Annotated in this window: 33 protein-coding genes; 22 read left to right on the forward strand and 11 right to left on the reverse strand. The window is 28.2% G+C overall.

The window, feature by feature from the left end:
• Nucleotides 1-3: 3 nt before the first annotated feature.
• The 3 genes from BLP75_RS07085 to BLP75_RS07095 all read left to right on the forward strand — a co-directional run bounded on the left by BLP75_RS07085 (nucleotide 4) and on the right by BLP75_RS07095 (nucleotide 2743).
• Entirely contained in the window at nucleotides 4-609 is a 606-nt protein-coding gene (locus BLP75_RS07085) for a hypothetical protein (protein WP_092724954.1), read from the forward strand.
• A 303-nt stretch (nucleotides 610-912) separates the two neighbouring features.
• Nucleotides 913-1359: a MarR family winged helix-turn-helix transcriptional regulator gene (locus BLP75_RS07090; RefSeq protein ID WP_092724955.1), complete on the forward strand. Its 447-nt coding sequence runs from the start codon at nucleotides 913-915 to the stop codon at nucleotides 1357-1359.
• A 16-nt stretch (nucleotides 1360-1375) separates the two neighbouring features.
• Nucleotides 1376-2743 (forward strand): MATE family efflux transporter, encoded by a 1368-nt coding sequence (locus BLP75_RS07095; protein WP_092724956.1) that lies wholly within the window; start codon nucleotides 1376-1378, stop codon nucleotides 2741-2743.
• A 57-nt stretch (nucleotides 2744-2800) separates the two neighbouring features.
• Here the strand turns inward: BLP75_RS07095 and BLP75_RS07100 are convergent, their stop codons facing one another.
• The 5 genes from BLP75_RS07100 to BLP75_RS07120 all read right to left on the reverse strand — a co-directional run bounded on the left by BLP75_RS07100 (nucleotide 2801) and on the right by BLP75_RS07120 (nucleotide 6664).
• Nucleotides 2801-3604 carry an ABC transporter permease gene (locus BLP75_RS07100; RefSeq protein WP_092724957.1) on the reverse strand — a complete coding sequence of 268 codons (804 nt, stop codon included), beginning with the start codon at nucleotides 3602-3604 and terminating at the stop codon, nucleotides 2801-2803.
• Nucleotides 3591-4343, reverse strand: a complete 753-nt coding sequence (locus tag BLP75_RS07105) for an ABC transporter ATP-binding protein (protein ID WP_092724958.1) — start codon at nucleotides 4341-4343, stop codon at nucleotides 3591-3593. The genes BLP75_RS07100 and BLP75_RS07105 overlap by 14 nt, the downstream gene beginning before the upstream one ends.
• A 245-nt stretch (nucleotides 4344-4588) precedes the next feature.
• Nucleotides 4589-5197: a hypothetical protein gene (locus BLP75_RS07110; RefSeq protein ID WP_092724959.1), complete on the reverse strand. Its 609-nt coding sequence runs from the start codon at nucleotides 5195-5197 to the stop codon at nucleotides 4589-4591.
• Entirely contained in the window at nucleotides 5172-5804 is a 633-nt protein-coding gene (locus tag BLP75_RS07115) for a phosphate starvation-inducible protein PhoH (RefSeq protein ID WP_092724960.1), read from the reverse strand. Before BLP75_RS07115 ends, BLP75_RS07110 begins: the two co-directional genes overlap by 26 nt.
• A gap of 179 nt (nucleotides 5805-5983) precedes the next feature.
• The gene (locus BLP75_RS07120; protein ID WP_092724961.1) at nucleotides 5984-6664 is read right to left on the reverse strand and encodes a Crp/Fnr family transcriptional regulator; all 681 of its coding nucleotides are present in this window, start codon (nucleotides 6662-6664) and stop codon (nucleotides 5984-5986) included.
• A gap of 237 nt (nucleotides 6665-6901) precedes the next feature.
• Between BLP75_RS07120 and BLP75_RS07125 the strand changes: the two genes are divergently transcribed.
• From BLP75_RS07125 to BLP75_RS07150, 6 genes are read left to right on the forward strand one after another with little or no spacing between them, the layout of a single operon-like run.
• Entirely contained in the window at nucleotides 6902-7675 is a 774-nt protein-coding gene (locus BLP75_RS07125; RefSeq protein ID WP_092724962.1) for a nucleotide-binding protein, read from the forward strand.
• Nucleotides 7666-8937, forward strand: coding sequence for a nitrogenase component 1 (locus BLP75_RS07130; RefSeq protein ID WP_092724963.1), 1272 nt, complete (start codon nucleotides 7666-7668; stop codon nucleotides 8935-8937). Before BLP75_RS07125 ends, BLP75_RS07130 begins: the two co-directional genes overlap by 10 nt.
• Nucleotides 8937-10115 carry a nitrogenase component 1 gene (locus BLP75_RS07135; RefSeq protein ID WP_092724964.1) on the forward strand — a complete coding sequence of 393 codons (1179 nt, stop codon included), beginning with the start codon at nucleotides 8937-8939 and terminating at the stop codon, nucleotides 10113-10115. Before BLP75_RS07130 ends, BLP75_RS07135 begins: the two co-directional genes overlap by 1 nt.
• 37 nt (nucleotides 10116-10152) lie before the next feature.
• A complete protein-coding gene (locus tag BLP75_RS07140; protein WP_092724965.1) occupies nucleotides 10153-11298 on the forward strand; it encodes an ABC transporter substrate-binding protein in 1146 nt (381 codons plus the stop codon).
• Nucleotides 11299-11315: 17 nt separating this feature from the next.
• Nucleotides 11316-12329 carry a FecCD family ABC transporter permease gene (locus BLP75_RS07145; protein WP_092724966.1) on the forward strand — a complete coding sequence of 338 codons (1014 nt, stop codon included), beginning with the start codon at nucleotides 11316-11318 and terminating at the stop codon, nucleotides 12327-12329.
• Nucleotides 12329-13126, forward strand: coding sequence for an ABC transporter ATP-binding protein (locus tag BLP75_RS07150; RefSeq protein ID WP_092724967.1), 798 nt, complete (start codon nucleotides 12329-12331; stop codon nucleotides 13124-13126). Before BLP75_RS07145 ends, BLP75_RS07150 begins: the two co-directional genes overlap by 1 nt.
• Before the next feature lie 319 nt (nucleotides 13127-13445).
• Here BLP75_RS07150 and BLP75_RS07155 read toward each other — a convergent pair whose 3' ends face one another.
• Nucleotides 13446-14009 (reverse strand): TetR/AcrR family transcriptional regulator, encoded by a 564-nt coding sequence (locus tag BLP75_RS07155; RefSeq protein WP_092724968.1) that lies wholly within the window; start codon nucleotides 14007-14009, stop codon nucleotides 13446-13448.
• 118 nt (nucleotides 14010-14127) lie between these two features.
• On the opposite strand from BLP75_RS07155, the gene BLP75_RS07160 reads away from it, so the two are divergent.
• Entirely contained in the window at nucleotides 14128-15372 is a 1245-nt protein-coding gene (locus BLP75_RS07160; RefSeq protein ID WP_092724969.1) for a glycosyltransferase, read from the forward strand.
• Between the two features lie 146 nt (nucleotides 15373-15518).
• On the opposite strand, the gene BLP75_RS07165 is transcribed toward BLP75_RS07160, so the two are convergent.
• On the reverse strand, nucleotides 15519-15998 hold the full coding sequence (locus BLP75_RS07165) for an ImmA/IrrE family metallo-endopeptidase (RefSeq protein ID WP_092724970.1): 480 nt from the start codon (nucleotides 15996-15998) through the stop codon (nucleotides 15519-15521).
• 69 nt (nucleotides 15999-16067) lie between these two features.
• Nucleotides 16068-16460, reverse strand: a complete 393-nt coding sequence (locus BLP75_RS07170) for a helix-turn-helix domain-containing protein (protein WP_170139116.1) — start codon at nucleotides 16458-16460, stop codon at nucleotides 16068-16070.
• A gap of 274 nt (nucleotides 16461-16734) precedes the next feature.
• Between BLP75_RS07170 and BLP75_RS07175 the strand changes: the two genes are divergently transcribed.
• The 12 genes from BLP75_RS07175 to BLP75_RS07230 all read left to right on the forward strand — a co-directional run bounded on the left by BLP75_RS07175 (nucleotide 16735) and on the right by BLP75_RS07230 (nucleotide 24878).
• Nucleotides 16735-16974: a helix-turn-helix transcriptional regulator gene (locus BLP75_RS07175; protein ID WP_092724972.1), complete on the forward strand. Its 240-nt coding sequence runs from the start codon at nucleotides 16735-16737 to the stop codon at nucleotides 16972-16974.
• Between the two features lie 26 nt (nucleotides 16975-17000).
• The gene (locus BLP75_RS07180; protein ID WP_092724973.1) at nucleotides 17001-17813 is read left to right on the forward strand and encodes a phage antirepressor KilAC domain-containing protein; all 813 of its coding nucleotides are present in this window, start codon (nucleotides 17001-17003) and stop codon (nucleotides 17811-17813) included.
• A gap of 100 nt (nucleotides 17814-17913) precedes the next feature.
• Nucleotides 17914-18564, forward strand: a complete 651-nt coding sequence (locus BLP75_RS07185; protein WP_242872397.1) for a YqaJ viral recombinase family nuclease — start codon at nucleotides 17914-17916, stop codon at nucleotides 18562-18564.
• A gap of 89 nt (nucleotides 18565-18653) precedes the next feature.
• A complete protein-coding gene (locus BLP75_RS18365; RefSeq protein ID WP_242872398.1) occupies nucleotides 18654-18914 on the forward strand; it encodes a hypothetical protein in 261 nt (86 codons plus the stop codon).
• A gap of 332 nt (nucleotides 18915-19246) precedes the next feature.
• Nucleotides 19247-20011 carry a recombinase RecT gene (locus tag BLP75_RS07195; RefSeq protein WP_092724975.1) on the forward strand — a complete coding sequence of 255 codons (765 nt, stop codon included), beginning with the start codon at nucleotides 19247-19249 and terminating at the stop codon, nucleotides 20009-20011.
• Nucleotides 20012-20067: 56 nt separating this feature from the next.
• On the forward strand, nucleotides 20068-21000 hold the full coding sequence (locus tag BLP75_RS07200; protein ID WP_092724976.1) for a DnaD domain protein: 933 nt from the start codon (nucleotides 20068-20070) through the stop codon (nucleotides 20998-21000).
• The gene (locus tag BLP75_RS07205) at nucleotides 20975-21676 is read left to right on the forward strand and encodes a DnaA ATPase domain-containing protein (RefSeq protein ID WP_242872399.1); all 702 of its coding nucleotides are present in this window, start codon (nucleotides 20975-20977) and stop codon (nucleotides 21674-21676) included. Before BLP75_RS07200 ends, BLP75_RS07205 begins: the two co-directional genes overlap by 26 nt.
• 279 nt (nucleotides 21677-21955) lie before the next feature.
• A complete protein-coding gene (locus BLP75_RS07210) occupies nucleotides 21956-22774 on the forward strand; it encodes an ABC transporter ATP-binding protein (RefSeq protein WP_092724977.1) in 819 nt (272 codons plus the stop codon).
• A 25-nt stretch (nucleotides 22775-22799) separates the two neighbouring features.
• Nucleotides 22800-23513, forward strand: a complete 714-nt coding sequence (locus tag BLP75_RS07215; protein ID WP_092724978.1) for a hypothetical protein — start codon at nucleotides 22800-22802, stop codon at nucleotides 23511-23513.
• Between the two features lie 210 nt (nucleotides 23514-23723).
• A complete protein-coding gene (locus BLP75_RS07220; protein ID WP_092724979.1) occupies nucleotides 23724-24011 on the forward strand; it encodes a hypothetical protein in 288 nt (95 codons plus the stop codon).
• Between the two features lie 245 nt (nucleotides 24012-24256).
• Complete coding sequence (locus BLP75_RS07225; RefSeq protein WP_092724980.1) at nucleotides 24257-24442, forward strand: hypothetical protein; 186 nt, start codon at nucleotides 24257-24259, stop codon at nucleotides 24440-24442.
• 160 nt (nucleotides 24443-24602) lie between these two features.
• Nucleotides 24603-24878 (forward strand): hypothetical protein, encoded by a 276-nt coding sequence (locus tag BLP75_RS07230; RefSeq protein WP_092724981.1) that lies wholly within the window; start codon nucleotides 24603-24605, stop codon nucleotides 24876-24878.
• Between the two features lie 147 nt (nucleotides 24879-25025).
• Here the strand turns inward: BLP75_RS07230 and BLP75_RS07235 are convergent, their stop codons facing one another.
• The 3 genes from BLP75_RS07235 to BLP75_RS07245 form a co-directional block, all read right to left on the reverse strand.
• Nucleotides 25026-25172, reverse strand: coding sequence for a YvrJ family protein (locus BLP75_RS07235; RefSeq protein WP_092724982.1), 147 nt, complete (start codon nucleotides 25170-25172; stop codon nucleotides 25026-25028).
• A 90-nt stretch (nucleotides 25173-25262) separates the two neighbouring features.
• Nucleotides 25263-25490 (reverse strand): DUF2922 domain-containing protein, encoded by a 228-nt coding sequence (locus BLP75_RS07240; protein ID WP_092724983.1) that lies wholly within the window; start codon nucleotides 25488-25490, stop codon nucleotides 25263-25265.
• Between the two features lie 93 nt (nucleotides 25491-25583).
• Entirely contained in the window at nucleotides 25584-25805 is a 222-nt protein-coding gene (locus BLP75_RS07245; RefSeq protein ID WP_092724984.1) for a DUF1659 domain-containing protein, read from the reverse strand.
• Between the last annotated feature and the right edge of the window lie 88 nt (nucleotides 25806-25893).

Consider the following 25893-nt stretch of genomic DNA (forward strand, 5'->3'; position numbering starts at 1 on the left):
GTTTTGAAAAAATTTGAATCTTTTAAAGAAAATGTATACTTAGAGATGCTAAATTTATTAAAAAATCAGCTTTCTAATTGTGATAAAAGTATATATGCAATAGCATTAGAAATATTTTATGGAGAAGAATATGGGATAAAAGTCCGATATCAGACTAAGGATGGTTTTAATGTTCAACTTAAAAAAGGGTTGGAAGTTCACAAATATGATGTGCAAGAATTTGAATATTTAAATGAAGTTGAAAATATATTTTTCTTCACAAATAATCACACAATAGATTTTTGGGGATCAATACTTTATTATATGTATGACGATAGCATTCCTATACCAAAGGGTTACTATGATGACTTTGGAATACCAGTGCAAAATGGAATATTAGATAGAATAGAGTTGCCTGATGATACATTTACTTTTCTGGAAGAGACAGCACTATTTTGTGCTGAAAAGCTTAAAAATACAACTGAATTTATTAGAAAAGATGATGATTTCTTAATATTTGTTTGTCATGAAAGTACAATGTATCATAGATATCCTCTTTCTTTTATTGAGAGAACTGTTGATGAAGATAAATTATATCTTTTAATGGATTTAGTTAAACAAGGTAGATAGTAGTTAATGCCAAGAAAAGGACACCGTTTTGGGTGTCCTTTTTTCAATGGAACTAAAACTTGTCAAACTCACCATTTTCAACATTTCATCCAAGCTCATGAGTAGTAAGCAAACCCTATGGACTTATCATATAAACAGTTAAAGGAGAGATTTCAGTTTTATATTTATTTTTTATAAATAAAAATTTATAATTTAAGGTAATAAAAAATAGTTTTAAATAAAACTTTTGTTTAAAACTATTTTTCTGGGGTAAATTATAAATAAATATTAGTTTTAAATAAAACCAATTAGAAGGGATATCATATGAAAAATTTAGATTTTATAGAAAACTTTATGATAATACATCACTTTACAAAAAATATATTTAAGTATTCATCAATAAAAGAAATAGACTCTAATCTTAATGAAACACATTCAAAAATTTTACTATTTGTATATAAACATGAACATAGGCAAATGAGTAAAATTAATTCTTATATAGGGATTCAAAAGGGTGCTTTTACAACATCTGTTGATACTTTAATTAAGAATGGATATATATTAAAAATTAAAGATGAAAATGACAAAAGATCAACAAATCTAGAATTAACACAAAAAGGAACAGAAATGGCAATTAAGTTAGAAGAAAATTTATACAGTGGTATAAATAATATGTTTAACAATATTGAAGAAAGTGAAAGAGAAGAAATAAATGAAGCATTAAAGTTAATAGCTAAATTTTGTATGAAAAATAAAAAAAATATTAAATAGAAATAGGAGTAGGAAAATGGAAGATAAAAAAATAGTACTTTTAAGAGATGAAAAAGTTTCAAAAGCTATACTAAAACTATCTATACCTATGGTTATGGGTATGATGATTCAAGTTTTATATAATTTAGTAGATACGTATTTTATAGGAATGTTAAATGATTCAAATCAATTAGCAGCAGCAAATATATCACTTCCTGTATTTATGATGTTAATGGCAATAGCAGGGATAGTTGGTTCTGGTTCATCATCATATATATCAAGATGTATTGGTCAAAAAGATTATGATGAAGCTAATAAAACTATATCAACAGCAGTTGGAATTTTAATTATTATGAGTATAGTAGTTATGATAGGCGGTATATTTATGTCTCCTATGATAGCAAAAGGATTGGGTGCAAATGATGCTACACTTGACTATACTTACAAATATATAGTTATAATGTTTATAGGTGCAATACCTGTTATGTGTAGTTATGCACTTGGTCAACTTCTTCGTTCAGAAGGAAACATAATGCAATCAGTAATAGGTCTTACATTAGGTACAGTTGTTAATATAATATTAGACCCTGTTTTGATATTTGGATTTAACCTTCAAATATCAGGAGCTGCTATAGCTACTGTAATAGGTCAAACATCAACACTATTATACTTTATGTATGCATTTTTAAGTTCAAAAACAACTTTAAAAATAAATTTAAAAAATTTCAAATATGATAAAAATATATTTAAAGAAATATTTACAATAGGAGTTCCTGCATCTTTAAATCAAATGTTAATGGGAGTAGCTACAGTTGTTGCAAATAATATAGCTATAGGATATGGAACATTGACAGTTGCTGGTATGGGTGTTGCTATGAAGATAATGACTATAGGTACTTTTGTATTTATGGGATTTTCAGCAGGATGTCAACCTTTAGTTGGATATAATTATGGAAGTAATAACACAGCTAGGGTAAAAGAGATTATAAAAAAAGGAATAATAATAACTTCTATAATAGGAATAACTTTAGCTTTAGTCTTTGGAGTATTTGCTAATTCATTAATTGGATTATTTACAAGTGATGCTGAAGTTATAAATAAAGGTGCAATTATACTTAGAGCACTAATAATTTCACTTCCTTTTGTAGGTGGTCAAATGATAGCTACAACATCAGCACAATCAATGGGTAAAGTTGTTGTTGCATTTATCTTATCTATATCAAGACAAGGAATACTTTATATGCCTCTTTTAGTTATATTAAATAAAGTACTTGGATTTAATGGGTTTATTTATGCACAACCAATAACAGATATGGTTATGCTAGTGTTCTCATCAATACTATTATTTAATGTTATTCAAAAGGATAATAAATTAGAAAATTATACTTTAAAAGAAGAATGTTAATATTTTTATATAATTTAAAAGGGGGCATATCTCTATTAAGAGATAGCCCCCTTTGTTTTATCTTCTAGAGTTATAAATTTTTTCTATAATATTTAAAATTTCATACATGATCCATGCGCAAAATGCTAATACAAATACACCCATCATTACTAAGTCTAGTTTAAATACCTGGCTACCATAAACAATCAAATAACCAATACCAGCACGAGATACTAAGAACTCGCCAACTATGACTCCAACCCAAGCCATACCTATATTAATTTTAGTAAGGTTTATTAAATTACCTATATTAGATGGAATTATAAGCTTGAATAAAATTTGACTCTTAGATGCGCCAAAACTTCTTAACATTTTGACTTTTTCTTCGTCAACATTTATGAAATAGTTATATGCAGATAAAATAGTAACAACTACTGATATAGTAACAGCAGTAACAACTATACCTGTTATGCCAGCACCAGCCCAAACTATTATAATAGGAGCTAGAGCAGTTTTAGGCAAAGCATTTAAAACTACTAAGAATGGATCTAAAATTTTAGAAAGTCTTTCAGACCACCAAAGGGCTATAGCTATTAATATACCAAGTACTGTACCAATTACAAGTCCTAGTACAGTTTCATATACAGAAATCCATATGTGTGTCATTAATTCCCCATTTTGTACATATGTCATGAATAAATGATAGATATCACTAGGTTTACTAAATAAAAAAGTATTTATAATTTTGAAATTAGCTAGAACTTCCCAAAGAGCTATAAATCCTACAAGAAGTAAGATTTGAGAAATTAGTATCTTTATTTTATTCTTTTTAACTGTTTTTATATAGTTTAGATATCCTTCAGAGTCTTTACTTAGTCTCATTTGAATCCAGCTCCTTCCATAGTATGTCAAAATAATTTTGGAACTCAGGAACTTTACGAGTTTGAAGTGGTGTAAGATCTTCATTTTGTCTTAGGTCTATGTTGTAAATATTTTTAACTGTAGCAGGACGCTTAGATAAAGCCACAACTACATCAGACATTGATATAGCTTCACTTATATCGTGAGTAACCAATATAGCAGACTTGTTTTCATTTTTAATTATCTTAAAAACATCATCACTAACAAGTAACCTTGTTTGATAATCAAGAGCAGAGAATGGCTCATCAAGAAGTAATATATCAGGATTAACAGCTAATGTTCTGATAAGAGCCACACGTTGTCTCATACCACCTGATAGCTCTTTAGGATACATATAGCGGTATTCCCATAGGCCGTAAGTTTTTAACAGTTTTTCGACTTGTTCAATAGATTCTTTAGTTTTATTATTTTGAATTTCTAGACCGATAGTTATATTATCCATGATATTTCGCCATTCTAGCAGATGATCCTTTTGAAACATATATCCGATATTACCGTTTATAACAACGTCACCGCTAGTTGGTTTTAAAAGTTTAGTTAATATATTAAGAATAGTTGATTTACCAGAACCCGATGGTCCAAGTAGTGTAAGTATTTGTCCTTCGTTTAAGGAAAAATTGATGTCTTTTAGGACTTCCAGTTCTCCTTCCTTAGTGTAAAAGGTCTGAGATAAATCTGTAACTTTTACAATTTCATTCATATATGCCACCCCCATGAAGTTTGTTCCTATATATTATTGTATTAATTTGCTGAATGATTTGTACCATTTTTTATAAATGTTAAGATTTAATATAATTAAAAAAGTGTATTAATTAGATATAAATGGATAGTAGGAGATATACCTAATTTATTAGTTATTTACCATTAATATGTATATAAAATAAGAAGGCTGCTTAATAATAAAGTTAATTATTTAAGCAGCTTTTATATATAATAATGTAATTATTAATTAAAATTTCCAACACTTAACCATGGGAACAACGCTTCAAGGAAACGCTCTGCTGATGGCATGAAATAAGAACCAAAGTGATAATCTGGATCTAGTGTTGTAATAATCCAAGTCCCATTTGTTGATACTTCATCAATATATAATACAGATCCATTATCTATTGTTGAAATTAATGTTGTTGCATTACTTGGTGGCCAAAATACACCATGTTGATGCCATGAAGAATCTTCTAATGTGAAATAGTCAAAGAATGGATGATTTTCGTTTTTAACTCTTAAGCCACTATCTGCATTTTCTTCAAGCCACCACCAGAAGTTTGTTGGGCGATGTTCCCACTTTTGATTAGGTATCCACTCCCAAGGTTGTGGACCTAGCGCAACAACAGTTTTTCCATTATCAGCAAATTTATGAATCTTTTTAGCTGATTTTAATAATAAGTTTGAATTAAGTTGAGATGGAACAATTAATACATCAAATGGATCAAGGTCTGTATTTTCAAGTTCTGGTAAGTATATAAGTTTTTCTATATACTGTGCAAATTTAGGCTCATGGAAAGTACGATAATGGGATGCATGTCCACTATAAATTACTGCTATTTTTCTCATTGTTTTTACCTCCACATACTTCTTTTTTTAATAAATTAAATGCCTGAACACTAATTTTATCTGTTGTTTTATTTTCGTTTTTATATCCTAAAAGATTTCTACCAGCATGAACAATTATTGTTCCATTTGTTGTATGCCTATCTATATAAGATATAACTTTACCATCAGTAAAAGTTAAACAAACTTCAGCTTTTTCTGGTGCATAATAATATCCACGCGCAAAAAATCCTACAACACCTTTATTACAAACAATATCTTCAACTTTAACATCATTAAATAAAGGTGAATTAGGAAGTGTTCTTACAAAATAGTCTTTATATCCGTTTATTTTTTTAGGCATAAATAATGAACAACCTGGTAACCATTGGCGGAATAAATGACCACAGAATACAACAACCTTTCCTTCATTTAAGAAGTCTTCAATTATGTTTTTGTTTTTGTATAAATGCTCTTGGTCAGCAAAATATGTAATTAATAATACATTGTATTTAGATAAATCTGTTGATTCAAGTTCATATTGATCAATTAATGATATATAATCTGTTTTATTAACTTCTCTTACTCCAAAAGCGTGAGATGCACTGAGTTCTAAAATTTTTAATTCCATTATAAATTCGTTACTGAAAAATATATTAAACCTTATTGGTTTTACAGTAACTATCTCCTTTCTTATTTACTTTGTTAATTATATTATAAGAAATATTAAAAAACCAAAATAGTAATTAATATCAAATAATATTAATAATTATTATCGATAGATATCGGCAATTTGTCAAGATTTTTTTATTATGAGATATTTTGATTAAGAAGTACAATATTATTTTTATTTATATTAATAATATTGTCATATTTTAGTTTACTTAGTTCACGACATACAGAACTACGCTCTGATCCAAGATAGCATGCTAGCTGTTCTCTATTAAATGGAATAGTTATTTTATTTGAACCATTTTGTATAGATAGTAACTCAAAATATGTAATAAGTTTATCACGTAATGTTTTTTGTGATAAAATTTGTATCTTAGTATTAAGAGCAATATTAGTTTGAGCAAGTGAACTCATAATATTTTCGAATAAGTTTATACGAAATTCATAGCTAAAATTAGAATCTTTTAATAGATTATATATGTCTATAAATAAGATTGTAGAAAAAGTAATGCTACGAATATCATTTAAATTATTAATATTGGAGACACATGAAAAACAATTTCCAAAAGTATGACCTTTAGTAAGACGATTAACTATAGTTTCATCTCCATTTATAGATGTATGTATTATATCTACAATTCCATCAAGTATAATTCCAACAGATTGAATTTTTTCCCCAGCTTTATAAATATTTATTTTGGAATCAAAAGTTTTTATACAGCAAGACGAAGAGTTTATAACAGAATGTATTTCTTCTTTTGATATATGTTGGAAGAATGTATGATTACTTATTAAATTAAAAATATAATTTTTTGTCATTAAGAACCTCCCACTAAAATTAATTTAAAAAACTATTAAAAATATAATGATAATTATTTTCAACGGTTATTGAAAATTATTTTTAATGATGTTGCATATGCAACAGACATAATATGAACTAACATGATAAATTATTTATATACCATGATGGTTTTAAGAAGCTTATATAATTACATTATAAGCAAAAATAAAATTTTGACAATAATTTGTAAAAAAAATAAGAAAGGAATAAACATAATGATAAAAATAGCTATTTATGGTAAAGGTGGAATAGGAAAATCAACAACAACATCTAATTTAGCTGCAGCACTTTCTGAAAAGTATAAAGTAATGCAGATAGGATGTGACCCAAAAGCAGATTCTACTAAAAATTTATTAAATAATAAAGAAATCAATACGGTTTTAGATATGCTTAAAGAAAAGAAAAATGAAGTAACATTAGAAGATATAGTTCATGAAGGCTATAATGGAGTACTATGCGTAGAAGCAGGCGGACCTACACCAGGTATAGGATGTGCAGGACTTGGTATTATAGCAGCTTTTCAAAAGTTAGAAGAATTAAATGCTTTTGAAGTATATAAGCCAGATATTGTATTATATGATGTTCTTGGAGATGTAGTATGCGGAGGATTTGCTATGCCTATTAGGGATGGGTATGCAGAGAATGTATTTATTGTAACTAGTGGTGAAATGATGGCTTTATTTGCAGCTTCAAATATTTCTAAAGCTGTTAGTAACTTTAAAAATAGAGGATATGCAAAAGTATCTGGAATTATTCTAAATGAAAGAAAAGTAAAGAATGAAGATGAATTAGTAGAACAATTTGCTAGAGAAGAAGGACATAATGTTATTCAAAAAATTCGTAGAAGTGAAGTAGTTCAAAAATCAGAGGAACTTGGTCAAACAGTTATTGAATCATCACCTGATACAGATATTGCTGATGATTATAGAGAACTTGCAAAGAAAATTATTGAAATATGTGAAAAGGAGAAAGAAGAAGCATGTGTGTAAACAATTGTTTTGAAAAGACTTTAAATTATTGCTCACCAGGACATGGTGGATGGGGTCTTATACGTATAGCGTCAATTATTCCAGAAAGTCATCTATTATTTATTTGCCCTTCAGCATGTTTCAGACATGGTGCATTAGGTGCAGTACAGCATGGATATAAAAATAGGACATCATATTTATGTATTACACCTGCAGATGTTGTAATTGGTTATGATGATTTAATTTTAGAAGGTGCACAAGAACTTCTAGATAGAGATAAAAGTATAAAGGTACTATTTTTATTCGTACCTTGTATGGATGATTTTATTGGTACAGATATTGAATCTATTGCAAAAGAAGTAGAAATGAAATATCCAAATGTAGTAGTTCGTGCATGTCATATGAACCCTATTGCAGTAGAAACTAATAAACCACATTTAGTAACTACTATGGAAGCTATGTATTCTACCATAAATACTGAAAATAAAGCTACAGAAGATGCAGTTAATCTTTGCGGTAGCTTTGCGAAGATAGAAGAAGAATGTGATTTATTTGATTTCCTTGGTGATTTTGGAATATCTGTAAGACAGCTTGCTGATTATGAAGAGTATGAAAAATTCTGTGAAATGGGAAGAAGTAAATATAATCTTATACTTCGTCCAGAAGGAAGATCAGCAGCAGGATATATGGATAAACATTATGGAACAAGTTCTGTGCAATATATGATTACTTATGATATAGAGGAAATTCGTAAGAATTATGAAGAATGGAAAAGAGTACTTTCAGAGAGTCATAGCATAATAGATAATCAAAAGTTTGATATAGATGCTCAAGAGAATGAAACTAAGATTGCAATTGATAGAGCAGTAAATAAGTTAAAAAATATTCCTATAAGTATATCCAACACTGCGGTACTTCGTCCTTTTACTTTAGCTAAAGCTTTAATTAGCTATGGTTTTAATGTAACTGAAGTAATTTCTCAAAGAGTTCTTACTATAGATGAAGAGGCTTATGAATATATATGTAAAAATCATCCAGAAATTAAAGTAATACAGCCACAGCATCATAAAAATGCAGTACGTGACAATGAAGATACTAATATTGTTGCAATTGGATTTGAAGGTGCATACTTACGTCAAAGTGATTATGTAGTTGACTTATCTGGTGATGAAGGAATGTATGGATATTATGGAGTTAGAAAACTTATGGGTATGCTGGAAAAATCTATAGAAGAAAAAGCAGACCTTAAAAAAATGATAGATGAATATGGAGCGGTAGTATAATGAAAAGATTATATAGATATCTTCCACCTTTTGCGGGAGATTATTCAGGAGTAGCATCAGCTCTTTATGAGCTAGGAGGAATGTTATGTATTCATGATGCTTCAGGTTGTACAGGAAATTATGTAGGTTTTGATGAGCCAAGGTCTTATGATTCAAAACAATTAGTATATTGTACGGGACTTCGTAGAGACGATGCAATATTAGGTAATGACGAAGTATATATAGATAAAATTGTACGTGCAGCTAAAGATATGAATCCTAAGTTTATAGCAATTTTGGGAAGTCCAGTACCATTAATCACTGGTTTTGACTTTAATGGAGTAGCAAAAATATTACAGCAACGTCTTGGTATACCTGCATTTGGTTTTGATACAGCTGGTATGACAGGTAGTCATAAAGAAGGTGTAGTAATGGGGGTTACTAAGTTACTTGATTACTATGTGTTACCAAAGAAAGCAGAACTTATACGTAATGAAGATAGAAGTGGTAAAAAAGTAAATATTGTAGGTGCAACACCATTAGATATTAGTGAAGAAAATTTAGAAACATTTAGAGAATTATTAAAATCAAGAGGATATGAAGTAGTGAGTGTTCTTTCAATGTCTAATGATTTAGATGAATTTGTATCTTTCTATAAAGCAGATGTAAACCTTGCTATTACACAAGCTGGAGCACTTATATCAAAAGACTTAGAGAAAAAATATGATATGCCATATTTATCAGGACTACCTATTGGTGAATTAGGAACGAATCATTATTTTGATTGCCTTAAAGAAGTATTTGAATGTGGAAAAAGTATGGAAATATCTCAAAAGCCTATTCAAATAAAGGGAGATAAAAAAGGACATGCAGTAGTTATAGAAGATGGTATAATAGCTTCTTCTATAAGAATGGAATTATTATTACAAGGTTATGAAAAAGTAGATGTAGTATCAATATTTGGTAAAGATTTAGGTATGTCTGATATAGAAGCTAAGTATACAGATAATGAATATGAAATTATGGATGCTATAAATACAGAAGAAAGTACACTTTTAGCAGCAGACCCATTTTTAATTCAATATAGAGAGAAAAAGGATGGAGTAAAATTAGTAGATTTACCTAAATATGCGATTTCTAGTAAACTAACAGATCAAAAAAGATGGGTTTATATAGGAAGTGGATGGAATATAAAATAAAAAATATAAATTTAAGATAAGGAAAGAGAGTATTAAAATGAAACTAAAAAATAAAAAAATATTATCGCTTATTTTAAGTGGGTCGCTTGTACTAAGTTTAGCAGGTTGCCAAAGTACTAATAATACAGCTAATGAAAGTAGTAAAGGAGAAGCACAAGTAGAACAAGCATCTACTAAAATTGTAGTTGACCATGAAGGTGTAGAGGTAGAAGTTCCTACAAAGATTGATAGAGTTGTAGTTGGAAATACATTGCCTTTAGCATCAATACTTAGTGTTTATTTAGGTGGAGCGGAGAAAATTGTAGGTCTTCATCCAGCATCAATGACAGCAGCAGAGAGTGGGCTTTTAAGTGAAGTATATCCTGAAATATTACAAGCTGAAACAGATTTTATAAATGGTTCTGAAATTAATATCGAAGAACTTTTAAAGCTAGATCCAGATATAGTAATAGGTGTACCTAAAGAGCAAGCACAAACTTTAAGACAAGCAGGAATACCAGCTGTAACATTATCTGTTTCAAACTGGGATTATGATGTATTAGAAACTTATGATGAGTGGATTGCACTATTTGATCAAATTTTTGGAAAAAGTGAAGTAAGTGAAAAAGTATCAGAATATAGTAAGGAAGTATCTAAGCTTATCGAAGAAAGAGTATCTACTATAGATGAAAAAGATAAGAAGAAAGTATTATTCTTATATAAATATGATGATGAAGCTATAGCTACTTCAGGGGGGAATTTCTTCGGACAATATTGGTGTGATGCAGTAAATGCAGTAAATGTGGCACAAGATTCTACAGAAACTGGGGCTATAAATATAAATATGGAACAAGTATATGAATGGAATCCAGATGTTATAATCATGACTAACTTTACAAGTTATCAGCCAGAAGACTTATACAATGATGCTATAAGTGGAGATGACTGGAGTACAGTAAATGCAGTGAAAAATGGACAAGTATATAAAATGCCTTTAGGTTTATATCGTACATTTACACCTGGTGCAGATACGCCAGTAACATTACAATGGTTTGCAAAAACAGTTTATCCTGAACTTTTTGAAGATGTAAATTTAGAAGAAGTAACAAAAACTTACTATAAAGATTATCAAAATATTGATATGAAAGATGAACAAATTAAAAGTATGTATAATCCTTCAAGAGATAGTGCAGAGGGTCTATAGAATTTGGAGAAAATCAAATGAATAAAAGTTATATAAAGAGTAGTATTTTGGGAATTAGTATCAGTACATTATTAATTATTACTATGTTAGTTGCTATGGGGATCGGTAGATATAGCATCAGTATAGGTGATATTATTAATGTATTACTTCCAGATAGTTTATCATCGGGGAATATAGACCCAAATGTAAAAAAAGTTATTTATAATATAAGATTGCCTAGAGTTCTTATAGCAGCTCTTGCCGGTAGTGGACTAGCTATATCTGGAGCAGCATTCCAAAGTTTATTTTCAAATCCATTAGCAACACCTGATACATTAGGGGTTGCTACTGGAGCATCTTTTGGAGCAGCTTTAGGTATTATACTTGGTTTTGATTCTATTGGAGTACAAAGTTGTGCTTTTATAGCAGGTATTGCTTGTATAGGACTTGTATATGCTATAAGTAAAGTAAAAGGTGAAAGACCTATGATTATGATTATTCTAGCAGGAATGGTTATAAGTTCATTGTTTCAAGCAATGGTATCTTTACTAAAATATGTAGCAGATCCACAGGATACACTACCGCAGATTACATTCTGGCTTATGGGAAGTTTATCAGGTGTAGGATTTGAGGAGTTAATTCTAGGTAGCCCATTTATAATTATAGGTATAGTAATAATTTTCCTCTTAAGATGGAAAATGAATATGTTATCTTTACATGAAGATGAATCTAAATCTCTTGGGGTAAATGTAAAAGTTGTACGTTTATTTACAATTATGTCAGCAGCACTTATTACAGCATCTGTTGTATCTATTTGTGGAAATGTAGGATGGGTAGGACTTTTAATACCTCATATTTCTAGAATGATATTTGGTAATAATAATAAAAGTGTAATTCCAGCTAGTATTGGACTTGGAGCAATTTTTATGATAATTATTGATACAATTGCTAGAAGTGCTACTGCTGCAGAAATACCAATTTCTATTTTAACGGCAGTTGTTGGTGCGCCTTTCTTTATTATTTTACTTAGAAAGACAGGAGGGATTCACTAATGAATTTTTCAGTTAAAGATGGATGTTTTGGATACTCTAATGGTAAGCAAATATTAAATAATATAAATTTTAGTGTTGATGAAAAAGAAATTCTTTCAATTTTAGGTTCAAATGGAGTGGGAAAAACTACTTTATTAAAGTGTACACTAGGACTATTAAATTGGAAAAGTGGAGAAACATTAATTGATGGCAAAAACATAAAAAATATGAGTCATCGTGAACTTTGGAGTAGTATAGGATATGTTCCACAGGCGAAACTTTCTGCATTTGCTTATACTGTAGATGAAATGGTATTACTTGGGAGAAATAGTCATTTAAAAATGTTAGAACAGCCAGGTAAGAAAGATAGAGAAATAGCACAGAAGTGTATAGAGCGTATAGGAATTGATTATTTAAAAGGAAAGCTTTGTAGTAAAATAAGTGGTGGAGAGCTTCAGATGGTATTGATTGCTAGAGCATTAGCAGCACAACCTAAACTTTTAATTTTAGATGAGCCAGAGTCTAACTTAGATTTTAAAAATCAGCTTATTGTACTAGATACTATAAAGAGTCTTCGTGATGAAGAGGGTATATCTTGTATAGTCAATACTCATTATCCTGATCATGCAATATCTATATCTGATAAGTCACTTATACTTAATCGTGATGGTAGTAGTATGTTTGGATATGCTGATAGTATTATTGTAGAAGACAGTCTAGGTAAAGCTTTTGGCGTAGATGTAAAAATAGAAGATTTCTATCATTTAGATAAAAAATATACTTCAGTATTTCCTATTTCCCTTGCATGTGCAAGATAAATATATAAAATAGAGCTAATTGTTTAGCTCTATTTTGTATTATGACAAATTATATTTTTGTAAATTATCTTTAATTTTATTATATGTACTAAAAACTAAGCTTGTCCAAAAACTCATAAAGAAGTAATACTCAGGATTAACAGCTAATGTTCTGATAAGAGCCACACGTTGTATCATACCACCTGATAGTCCAAGTAGTGTAAGTATTTGTCCTTCGCTTAAGGAAAAATTGATGTCTTTTAGAACTTCCAGTTCTCCTTAAATTATATAACCCAAGTAAAATGTAAAGTTCTTAAGAATCGAATATAATTTATACACTTTATTTATTGAAAATACCCTGTATACCATTTTCCATAATATTTTTCATAATAAAGATCAACTTATCGGAAGGTAATATCTTATCATTTTTAAACCAATAGCTCATAATACTAATCATAGATGATAGTATATACTCCAAAACAAAATCAAATTCTAAATCATTAAGTTTTGTATCTTTAACTAAAGCTTCCTTAAGCAGAGGTTTAATAGAGTTTTTTAATTTACTTGCAAAAGCAGGATCACCATTGTCTCCAAGTAAAACTGAATAATATTTTTCATTTTGCTCATATAGTTTTAAAAACATATTTAGCGGAATTTCATTGTTTTTATTTAGTATAGATATAGGTGGCAACTCATCTAAACTGGGAATGAGTGAATTTTCTATTTGTTCAAGTACATCATAAATATCAGTAAAATACTCATAAAACGTACTACGGTTGTAACCAGCCTTAACTGTAATTTCTTTTATAGTTATTTTTTCTATTCTTTTTTCACAGTATAAGTGCCAAAAGGCATCTATTAAATTTTGTTTAGTTTTAGATACAATCTCTGTATTATTTTTCACTTTACACCTCTATAAATCCGACATTAATATAAACATTGTCGGTTGATGATAAATATAAAATTTTTTATAATCTAAATATACAACAGGTTGTTTGATTATACAAGAGGAGTGATTTAATATGATTACAATAATATGTTCTGGTTCAAGAGGGGACTTTCAACCTTATATAGCGCTGGCTCAACAAATAAAAAAATTAGGTAAAGATGTAAGGATAACAGGATTTTCACAATTTGAAGATTTTGTAAAAAGTTATGGAATTGACTATATTCCAATAGAAGTGGATTATAAAGCATTAGGCGTAGACCCTAAAATGTTAAAACAAGCAGGTTCAGCAGATAACCCGATTAAAATGCTTTTAACTTTTAACAAGATGAAAAAATATGGTGCTCAGATAGCAAAACAAACCTATGATGCATTTGAAGGAAGTGATTTAATTGTTTATCATCCAGGATGTACTATAGGATATTTTGCAGCACAGGAGATGAACATACCATCAGTACTTGCTACACCATTTCCTATGCACAAGACTAATGAGTATTTATCTGTAGTGATGTATGGCAAATCTAAACCTACAAATATAAATAAGAAGATAAGCTATAAGATGATACAGAGTATGCTTTGGTTAGCTTCAAGTAATACTGTCAAAGAGCATTGGAAAGAGCGTTTTGGAAGAATGCCTATAAACTTTAAGAATCCTTATGAGAAAGTATCAAAATTACAACCTGCAATAGTTTCATGCAGTAATTATGTATTTCCTAGACCAAAGGATTGGAATGAAAATATTCATCAAAGTGGATATTGGTTTGTAGAAGAAAACAATGAATACAAACCTTCTAAGGAATTAGAAGACTTTATAAACAAGGGTGATAAACCTGTATATATAGGTTTTGGTAGTATGTTTGATAGTGATGAGAAAGATGAGATAGTTAAAATTATCATAGATGCTATTACAAAATGCGGTAAACGTGGAATTATTTCAGGTATGGGTAAAATAGATAATTTACCAGATAATCTTATTTCAGTAGGAAGTATACCTCATACATGGTTATTTGAAAAAGTATCAGTAGTTTGTCATCATGGTGGTTCAGGAACTACAGCGGCAGGGTTTAGGGCAGGAGTACCAAGTGTTATTATACCATTTTCAAATGATCAGTTTGCATGGGCGCACAGAGCCTTTGATTTAGGTGTTGGGTGTAAGCCTATTTATAAAAAAGATCTTACTGCTGATAAACTTGCAGATGGAATAGCTTATGCACTAAATAAAGATATAGTTGATAATTCAAAGACTTTATCGGAAAAAATAGCTTTAGAACAGGGCGCATTTGACAGTGCTAAAGTAATATTAAATGTATTACAAATGTAAACAAAAGGGTAGGAGTATGTAAATAAATATACCACCCTACCTTTTTATAATTGTTTGAGATATTTTTTAGAAGAACAAATATATCTCAAAAAAGAAAGTATGTTCTTTATTGAGGCGAAAAAAAGTTTAATATAATATTATTATTCCTAACATTTCATAACTTTACTCGTTCTTTTTTTAAAATTATTCATTTTTAACTCAACATACCTTACAGGAACTTTTTCTAAATATGCTATTTCATTATATTCCTTGCCTATGTATTTATAACAAATTTCATCCGATAATAAAAGCTCACTAGCTCCAGTATCAGCTTCTGTTTCTAAAGTTCCTAATCTAAAATATGTATAAGTAGCTAAAAATAAAGCGTTAGTAGTAGGGTGAAGTACAGCATGACCTAACTCATGAGCACATACCTCACGACGCCCTATATCATCTAAATCAGGATGAATAAGTATGACTTTTTCCCCTTTAATCATGCCATAACATCCCTTTAGTTTATTTATATCAGTATAATTAGGTAAATAATTTAATTTAATCCCCATTGCATTTATAAGTTCTTCTGGATCAGATGAATCATAACAATATGTAACTCTTCTAAGTGTTTCCCTTATATAATTTATTTTCATTAATAAGTCCCTCCCCCTAAAAATCGTAAAAATTAAGTGAGTAAGCAGGAATTTATATATCTACTTGAATCAATCATTATCTTTTTGTAGTGCCATCATCATACCAACTTTCATTGCTTTTAGTATGTTGTCTATATCATTTTTATCAGCAGGCTTACCATAAAGCATCAAACCATCTTGTTTTAGCATTTCTTTAGTATTTTCATATATACTTTCAATATCTTTATTCATATCATTTTGCAAAGTTTTATAGTTTCTAATATCTGTTATACCAAGTAAGTAATCAGTAGATACTTCTAAAATCTCAGCTAATTTTGATAGTGTAGCAGCTTTAGGTTCTCTAAGTCCATTTTCATACCTAGATAAAGTTGCTTCATTTATTTTGGCTTTTTCACATAATTCTTTTTGATTCATACCTAAATAACGTCTAGCTTTTGTTATTCTTTCTCCGATACTCTCCATAATTATCACCTCTATAAACATTATAGTATGAATTTACCAAAAAGGAAATAAAAATTAACAAATGGTAAAAAAATAGAAATAATTTATAAAACAGAAATATAATTTTCAAAATAGAAAAAATAAAATACAATATTACCAAAAAGGATAAAAAAGTTACTAAATGGTAAATTTAAATGTAAATTTATACAAATGGTCAGAAAATGTCTTGACTCTGGATATTAATTCCAGTTAATATTAAATTACAGAAACACAGAAAAGTTATGGGGGGATAAATTTGAATTTTAGATTACTTAAATCAAAACGTGTACTTAAAGGTTTGTATCAATATGAATTAGCACAAGATATAGGGGTATCTTCTAAAACATATAATTTTAAGGAAAATGGGAAAATACCATTTACTGTAGATGAAATATTGAAGTTAATTGAACGTTTAGATTTGACATTTGATGAAGCTAACGATATTTTTTTCTTTAGTAAATTACCAAAAAGTTGGATAAAAAATAAAATATGCTAAAACGTAAAGTTAAAGGGGGAATATGAATGAATCATTTAGGGTTATTTACAAATGAAAATTTCGGGGAAATAAATGTTGTACTAATAAACAAAAAAGAATACTTTGAAGCTATACCTATAGCAAAGGCATTAGGATACTCAAATCCAAGAGATGCAATACTTAGATTATGTAAAAAAGAGGGGGTCGTATTTTCCGACGTGGGGGTAATCACCGCAACAAAATGTGATAAGAGTCAGGCAATTCAATATGTTAGTAAAAAGTTCATAGATGAAGGAAATGTATATAGGTTAATACTTAAATCAAAATTACCAAGTGCCAAGAAGTTTGAGAGTTGGTTAATGGATGAGGTGATACCTTCTATTAGAAAAAATGGTATGTACATGAATGATGAGGCAATTGAACAAACACTAAACAATCCAGATTTTATAATACAAATGGCAAATAAGCTCAAATCAGAAAAAGAAGAAAGATTAAAAGCTGAGAAAAGAGCAAGTAACTTAGAATCAGCTATTAAAATAGATAAGCCATATACTGAGTTTGGAAAGTCTATAGTAAATTCTACAGGCTGCTTAACTATAGGTAAATTTGCAAAGCTTCTTAATAATAACAATATAAAAATAGGAAGAAATCAGCTATATGGATATTTAAGGGACAATGGTTATTTAATAAAGACTGGTAAAGATAAAAACATACCAAAGCAAATTTATATAAAGCAAGGTTTATTTGAAGTAAGTGAAAGTATAGTAAATACAAGTGAGGGGAAATTTCTATCAGCTACAACTCTTATAACTGGTAAAGGTCAAAAGTATTTCAGTGAATCATTAGAAATGATTTTTTAAGCAACGGACGAAGTCGTTGGCGACAGAAAATGTAGCGCCCACGCAGTGGCTTAAGCGAAGCGACTTTTTTACAATAATAGATGTTGGGGGGAGTAATCTAATGAGAAAATATTTAGATGCAAATATAATATTTGAAACAAAAGATAAAGATAAAAAATCATGGCTGGAAGCTAGAAAATGTGGAATTGGAGGAAGTGATGCAGCTAGTGTACTAGGGCTTAATCCATATAGAAGTTCAATGAGTGTTTATTTAGAAAAAACTAATGATAATAATATTATAAATAACTTCGGGAAGGAATTTATCAATCAAAGTAGCTTACCTAAAAATGATTCAAATATAGTAGATAAAGAAACAAATTATAAAATGGAACTTGGTAATAAATTAGAAAACTTTGTAGCTAATGAATTTACTTTAAAAACTGGGAAAAAAGTTAGAAATGTAAATGGCATTTTAAGAAATGATAAATATCCATTTGCTATATCAAATATAGATAGATCAGTTGTTGGTGAAAAAGCATTTTTAGAATGTAAAGTAACTAGTAGCTATAATAAAAAGCTATGGGAAAAAGAAGTCCCTATTCATTATCAAATACAGTGCTATCACTATATGGCAGTAAGTGGAGCAACTCATTGCTATGTAGCAGCACTAATTGGAAATGAAAAATTAATTATACATGAACTAAAAAGAGATGAAGAAATCATAAATGAAATAATGGATTTGGAAAAAAGTTTTGGCATCAGTGCGTATTAGGTGGAGATTTACCTTTACCAGATGGAAGTAGTGACTATTCAAAAGTACTTCAAAGTTTTTATAAAGATAGTAAACAAGAAGAATTAATATTGTTTGAAAAAGAAGATGTATTAAATAGATATGATGATGTTTGTGGTCTTATAAAAGAACTAGATATTGAAAAGAAAACTATAGAGCAATATATACAGATGCAAATGAAAGAATATGAAATAGCATATCTTGGGGAGAGGAAGATCACTTGGAAAATACAAGAGAGAAAGAGTTTGGATACTAAAAGATTAAAAGAAGAATTGCCAGAAGTAGTAGAAAAATATATGAAAACTACTACTTGTAGAGCATTTAGAATTTGATAAAAAACTTATAGGTATATATAACAGTAAAGAAAGTACAGATTAAAAAGAAGAAAAGATTCATAGCAAATGAAAATGTAAATTTCTTAGTACTTCTATAATTAATAAAAGAGCTATAAACGGTAGGTAGATATATAAAAGAACCACCCACTAGTATTAATTTAGAATTTAGAGTAAAAAGACCTATAAGTCCGAAAGCAATACCTAATAAAGAAAAAATATTGAATTCATTAGTAAGAGACAAAATTTTTTTTAACATAAGAACCTCCAATAATAAAGATAATTTAATTGTAGTTATAAAACTTTAAAATTTCAATAAAAGGGGATAAAAAATGAGTAATTTAAAAAATGTATTAAAAAATCAAGAAGACAAAGGACAAGGTATAACAGTAAATCCAACTTATGCTATGAAACAATTAATGATAAAAATGAAAAATGATATAGATTTAGCACTTCCTAAAAATCTAAGTAGTGAAAGATTTCAAAAGGTATCAATGTCAGCATTTAATAATAATGAGAAGCTTCAAAACTGTGAGCCTACGACATTTATTGCAGCTATGATGCAAAGTGCTCAGTTAGGATTAGAGCCAAACACACCTCTAGGACAAGTCTATTTAATACCACATAATTTAAATGGAGTAGATAAAGTACAATTTCAAGTTGGATATAAAGGACTTTTACAATTAGCACATAGAAGTGGAAAGCTAAAAACTTTATATGCTCATGAAGTTAAAGAAAATGATGAGTTTGAAATAGATTATGGACTAGAACAAAAGCTTATTCATAAGCCATTACTTAAAGGAAATAGAGGAGATGTTATTGGATACTATGCAGTTTATCACCTAGAACCTAGTGGATATAGTTTTGAATTTATGACTTATGATGAAGTAGCAAAGCATGGTAAAAAGTACTCTAAAGACTTTGAAGGTGGTATATGGGAAAAAGATTTTGATTCAATGGCTAAGAAAACTGTTATTAAAAAACTTTTAAAATATGCACCACTTAGTATTGAAATGCAAAAGGCTGTAGCTTTTGATGAAAGTGTTAAATCTAGCATTGATAGTGACATGTTGTTAGTTGAATCTATAGGTGAGTAAGAATTGCCGCTTGGTAGGGCAATATAAGTTAAGGGCAAAAAAGAAGGGGGATATATATGGCTTTATTTAGACATGTTAGGACAGAGTTTTGGAGAGATGAAAAGGTGTTAGAAGAGATGACTCCTGAGGATAAGTTATTCTTTTTATATCTTTTAACAAATGGGAATACGACTCAAATAGGAGTGTATAAAATACCTAAAAAGCAAATGGCCTTTGAATTAGGTTATTCAATAGAAAGTGTAAATACTTTTGTAGATAGATTTGAAAATTATTATAAAGTTATAAGGTATAATCCAACAACACGTGAAGTTGCTATTAAAAAATGGGGTAAGTACAACTTAATTAAAGGTGGTAAGCCAATTTTAGATTGTGTAAAAAAAGAGATAAGAGAAGTAAAGGATAAAACATTACTAGCTTATGTAGCTGATGATATATCTAAAGAAGATATAAAAATAGAGTTTGTAAAGTATATAGACGATACGTATAACGATTCGTTGGATAGTAGGCTTACGATACGTGGGCAAAAAGAAAAAGAAAATAAAAAAGAAAAAGAAGAAGAAAAAGAAAATGAAGACGTGGCGTATTCTATGTCTGTAGGTAAGTTTAAAAAATTATATGAAGAAAATGTAGGTCTTATAAATGGAATTGTAGCTCAGTGGTTAATAGAACTTGCTGAGAATATAGATTATGAATTATTTAAAAAAGCTATAGAAATAGCTACAGATAGAGGTAAATGCAATAAGGGATATATAAATGGAATTTTAAATCAATGGAGTGATAATAACATTAGAAGCTATAGTGATCTAATGGCTTATGAAAAAAGTAAACAAAATAGGGGAGATAGATATGGAGCAAATAGCAACAAGTATAGAAAAAATGAATTTACCTCATGGTGCGAAGATGAGGATGAAGAACTTTATAGAAAGCCAACATATGATGAAATCGCAGCAGTCGAAAGGGAATTTGGAGAATTTAGAACTAAACATTAGTGAGTATAGATGTGCTAAGTGTAGGGATTTAACTTTTATTATAGAAGATGGAGTTGCAATAGCTTGTGAATGTAGAGGGGTAAGGCAAGCTGAGGAGATACTAAAAAGAAGTGGTATAAGTGAGGAGTTTAGGAATAAGAGATTTAGTAATTTTGTTTATGGTAGCCAAAGGCAAATTATAGATGCATATAAAGAAGCTTGTACTTACTCTAAATATTTTAAGGATATTGAAAATGATAGGTGTAATTCTATTATGTTTATGGGGCAAGTTGGGTCAGGCAAGACCCACCTTAGCCTAGCTATTGCCAATGAACTTATGGAAAATAGTGTAGGTGTAGTGTATATGAGTTATAGAGAAGTGATAACAAAGCTTAAGCAAAATATTATGGATGATGTTTATTATCATAGGGTACTAGGGAAGTACAAAGTTGCAAGGGTACTTTTGATTGATGACTTGTTTAAGGGTAAGGTCACTGATAGTGATATTAATATTATATTTGAGCTGATTAATTACAGATATTTTAATAAGTTACCTGTAATTGTTAGTTGTGAGCTGGATATTGATGGACTGTTAAATGTTGATGAAGCTATAGGTAGTAGATTAGTTGAAATGTGCAAGGACTATTTATTAGAGTTAAAAGGGCAAAGGTTAAATTATAGAATGTATGGAAAATAAAATATTGGAATATACAAAAGACAGGTTTAATTTCCTGTCTTTTATAACATTTATATTTATATCATCCTCCTACCAAATAAGCATACAACACATTATCTAAATGCTAATTGGGGTCTAATAACAACCATTCATGCAAATTTTATTGTAAAAAAATATTTTATATAGTATAAATTAGTTCTAAATATGATGTTATCAAAGTGTTTTCATAATTTTGATAATGTTTATTTTATAATTTGTGGGGTCTAAGATATATATAATAGAAAGAGGAGTGTTTTTTTTATGATTCAAGTTGATATTAAAGAGAGAAAAATTAAAAATAAAGTTATTTTAAAAGATATAAATTTTAAAGTATCAAAAGGTGAAATTATTGGACTAGTAGGAGAAAATGGAGCAGGAAAAAGCTCGACTATGAAAGCTATAACAGGTTTAACGAAAAATTTTAAAGGTAGTATAACTTATAATAATAAACCTGTTGAGCAAAACTTAGCAGTTTCATCATTTATAGAGTACCCTAAATTTATAGATAATTTAACTGGTAAAGAAAACATTGATTATTTTTCAACATTAGCAAATCGAAAGATATCGTCAAATCTTAAAGACTTAATGAGTGCTTGGGGGTTAGATAAGCATTTAAATAATAAGGCTAAAAATTATTCATTAGGAACAAAGCAAAAACTAGGTTTAATAATTACGTTATTATTTAATAGACCTTTTTATGTAATCGATGAACCAACTAATGGAATGGATGATGATAGTAGAAGACATCTATTTGATTATTTAAAGTTTCTTAAAAGTCAAAATATAGGAATCTTAATTAGTAGCCATAATTTAAATGATGTTAATGAAATATGCGATAGAATTATAAAAATTAGTAATGGAACAATTGAAGACTCTAACTATAATTTTAAAAAGCTTATAACTATGAATATACCAAACTCTGATAAAAAAGTTATTTCTAAATACTTCAATATTGTAAGTTCAGATAATGATATGGTAACTGTTGAATACGATAATGATTTTATAAAAAACCTTTCTCTTATAAATAGCGAATATAAAGAAATTGATCTTATATCTATAAATAATTACTATAACAACTAATATATGAAATTAAAGGAGAATAAAAATGAATAACAGTGTAACAAAATTTATTATTGGAAATTACTTAAAAAAATGGAAAAGCTTATTACCTGTAGTTATATTAAGCTTATTAGGTTGTATTAGTCTATTTTTTATAAAATCATCAAATCTAGATGTAGCTACTTTGGATTATTTCTTTGTAATTTGGTTTATGATGAGTATCTTCTATATATACTACATAAGTGATTTAGCAACATATGATTTTAGAAACAAAATAATTCAATTTTTATATTCAAGTGGATATTCAAGAAATCAATACTTAATAAATAAAGTAATATTATTTTTAGTAGTAGGATTTATACATAGTATAATAATAATATTTGCTTATAATTTTGTATTTTCAAAGTTTGTAGTTAGTGGTACAAGTATAAATCAAATACAAATTCTAGCTATATATCCGCTAATAGTGGTATTCCTAGGAGTAATAGATTTGATTTTAGCATTACTAGATCAATCGAAGTCAAAAATAATGATAGTGAATATGATAATAATAATAATTTTACCAACATTAATACAAGGTTTGTTTATAAAATTAGGGAATAAACAGTTATTAGATTTATATAGTAACTCTCCATTTAATCTTTTATCTGCATGTCCTGCTATGTTAAATTTAAGTTTTCCTATAGTAATCTCAACAGTATTAATAATTGTGTTATTTGTATTTTTAAGCTTAAGATTAAATGAAAATAAAGATTTTTAATAAAAAATATAATATTTATATAGCTTTCAAAATATTATCAAAATAAGTAAAATAACAAGTAAATATATGCTAATAGCTATTGGAAAACCTACAGAATCTATTAAAGTTTGAGTTTATGAATATATAAATTTTATAATTAATAATGAAAATAAGGATATGAAAAAATTTAACAAGTAATTTATAATAGATGCTAATAGGGAGAGTGGGATAATGTTTAAATTTTGTGATAAGTGTAATACGAAGATAGGCTTTAGACAGAAGTTTAAATTATGGAATAAGAGTACATATGAAGGATATACATGCGAAAATTGTGGAACTAAATATAAGCCGACTAAATTATCTATGTTACTTGATTTTATGGTAATATGGCTTACATTTGTGTTTGTATTTATGAGTGAGTTAAATTTAAAAATAGGATTCTTTTTATGTTTTATTTTGTTAGTAACAGTTAATTTAGTTACACCGGCAATAGTTGTAAGATATAAGGCTGTAGAATAAATATAAAAATAGCTGAATACATTTGTATTACCAAATGTTCAGCTATTTTTTATTAGTATATAGAAAAGAAATATATAGTTTGAATTATAACTATATAACCATTTGGGTATGAAATATGACTATTCAAGCAAATAATGTTTACAATTAAATTTGCTTACCATAATATAGCAATTGAGCAAGTGTATTAGTAATTATAGGGGTTTTAATTTAATAGTCTATAGAAGTGGTAAGGTGATAATCTATATATGAAAATGAATAGAAGAATTTTAGTAGTTTCAACTTTAATTGTATCATTATTAACAAGTTCATTTGTTTTATTTTGGGGTAAAAGTATCAATAATTCTGATATGATTTTAAGTGTTTTTGTAATTATAGAAATTATATTAGTAATTTTTTTAAGTGTAGATATTTTAAAAAATATTAAAAAATAACTAAACTATAATTTTTTATGTACATGAAATAATGAATGGGTAATTGAAGTATAAGTAAAAAACACTCATACTTCAATTACCTTTATTTAATAATGTAAATAAGGATATGAAAAAATTTAAAAAATAACCTTTAATATAAGTCAACAGGGAGAGTGGGACAATGTTTAAATTTTGTGATAAGTGTAATACTAAGATAAATTTTATAGAGAAGTTTAAGTTATGGAAAAAGAATACATCTGAAGGATACACATGCGAATGTTGTAAAACTAAATACAAGCCTACTGAATTATCTATGCAACTTTATTCTATGATTATAGGTGTTACGGTTGGATTTATATTTACAATAGACATAGGACTCTTTTTATGTTTTATTTCGTTATTAACAATTAATGTAGTTTCATCAGTACTAGTTATAAGATATAAGGCTGTAGAGTAAGTACAAAAACAGCTGAATGTATTGGTATAGTGTATGTTATTTTTTTAGAGTACCGTATTCATATTACTTAGATACAAGTTACTTGAATCTACATAACTTGAGCAACTAGTAAAAGGAATCCTTTCTTTGAAATATCGTAAAGTATCATTATTTCATGCTTAATATATTTTTAGATAATTCATTAATACTATCGGATAGAGTCTGAAGCTTTCCTTCAATCCTAACAAGCAAATACATGCTAATAGCTATTGGGAAACCTACAGAAGCTATTAAAGTTTGAATTTCTGAATACATAAATATCATCCTTTCTATTAATATAGGTTTAAAAAAAGACTATGATAGAAGTCTAAAAAATTAGAATCTTAACATAGTCTTTAAATTTGATTATAATTTTAAATCATAATCAGTAGTTCCAGTTTCAACTACTTTAGCATCAACAAAAGCAACCAAATCATCACCATTTGATGTAAATATATTTTTAGCTAATATATTTTCCATAGCAGTTTTTATTTCTGATTCATTTAAATCCTCTCTAGGATTATCTACTGATAAAGCTACCTTTTTACCTAAAACAGTTTTAAAGTTCATAACTAATTTCTTTTTTATATCCATAATAAATACCTCCAATTTTTAATATATAATTTAAGCTTGAGCAACTGAGAATATTAAAAGTTATCTGCAAGTTGCTCAAAATATAGTAAAGTTTTATGCTGATAGAGTTGTATTGTCAATTTTAGCTATTTCTAATAAAGAATGTCCTTGAAGTGAAGCTAATATTTCTCCTACTTCATACACATCATCATTAGATGCTGATGGTTTTAAATTTGAGTAAGTCTTAGTTTTTACTATAACTTTTTGAGTTATAGGATCTGTACCTGTTTGAAATTTTAATTTTAATCCTGATGGATTTTTAGTTGATATTGCCATAATAAATACCTCCTTAGTTTTTTAGAAGTTGTTTGCTTCTTGAGATAAGTATAAGGATTTAGAATTTTAGAATATATTAAAATTCTTT

Origin of the sequence: Romboutsia lituseburensis DSM 797, from assembly GCF_900103615.1 — a bacterium.
Taxonomy (GTDB): domain Bacteria; phylum Bacillota; class Clostridia; order Peptostreptococcales; family Peptostreptococcaceae; genus Romboutsia_F; species Romboutsia_F lituseburensis.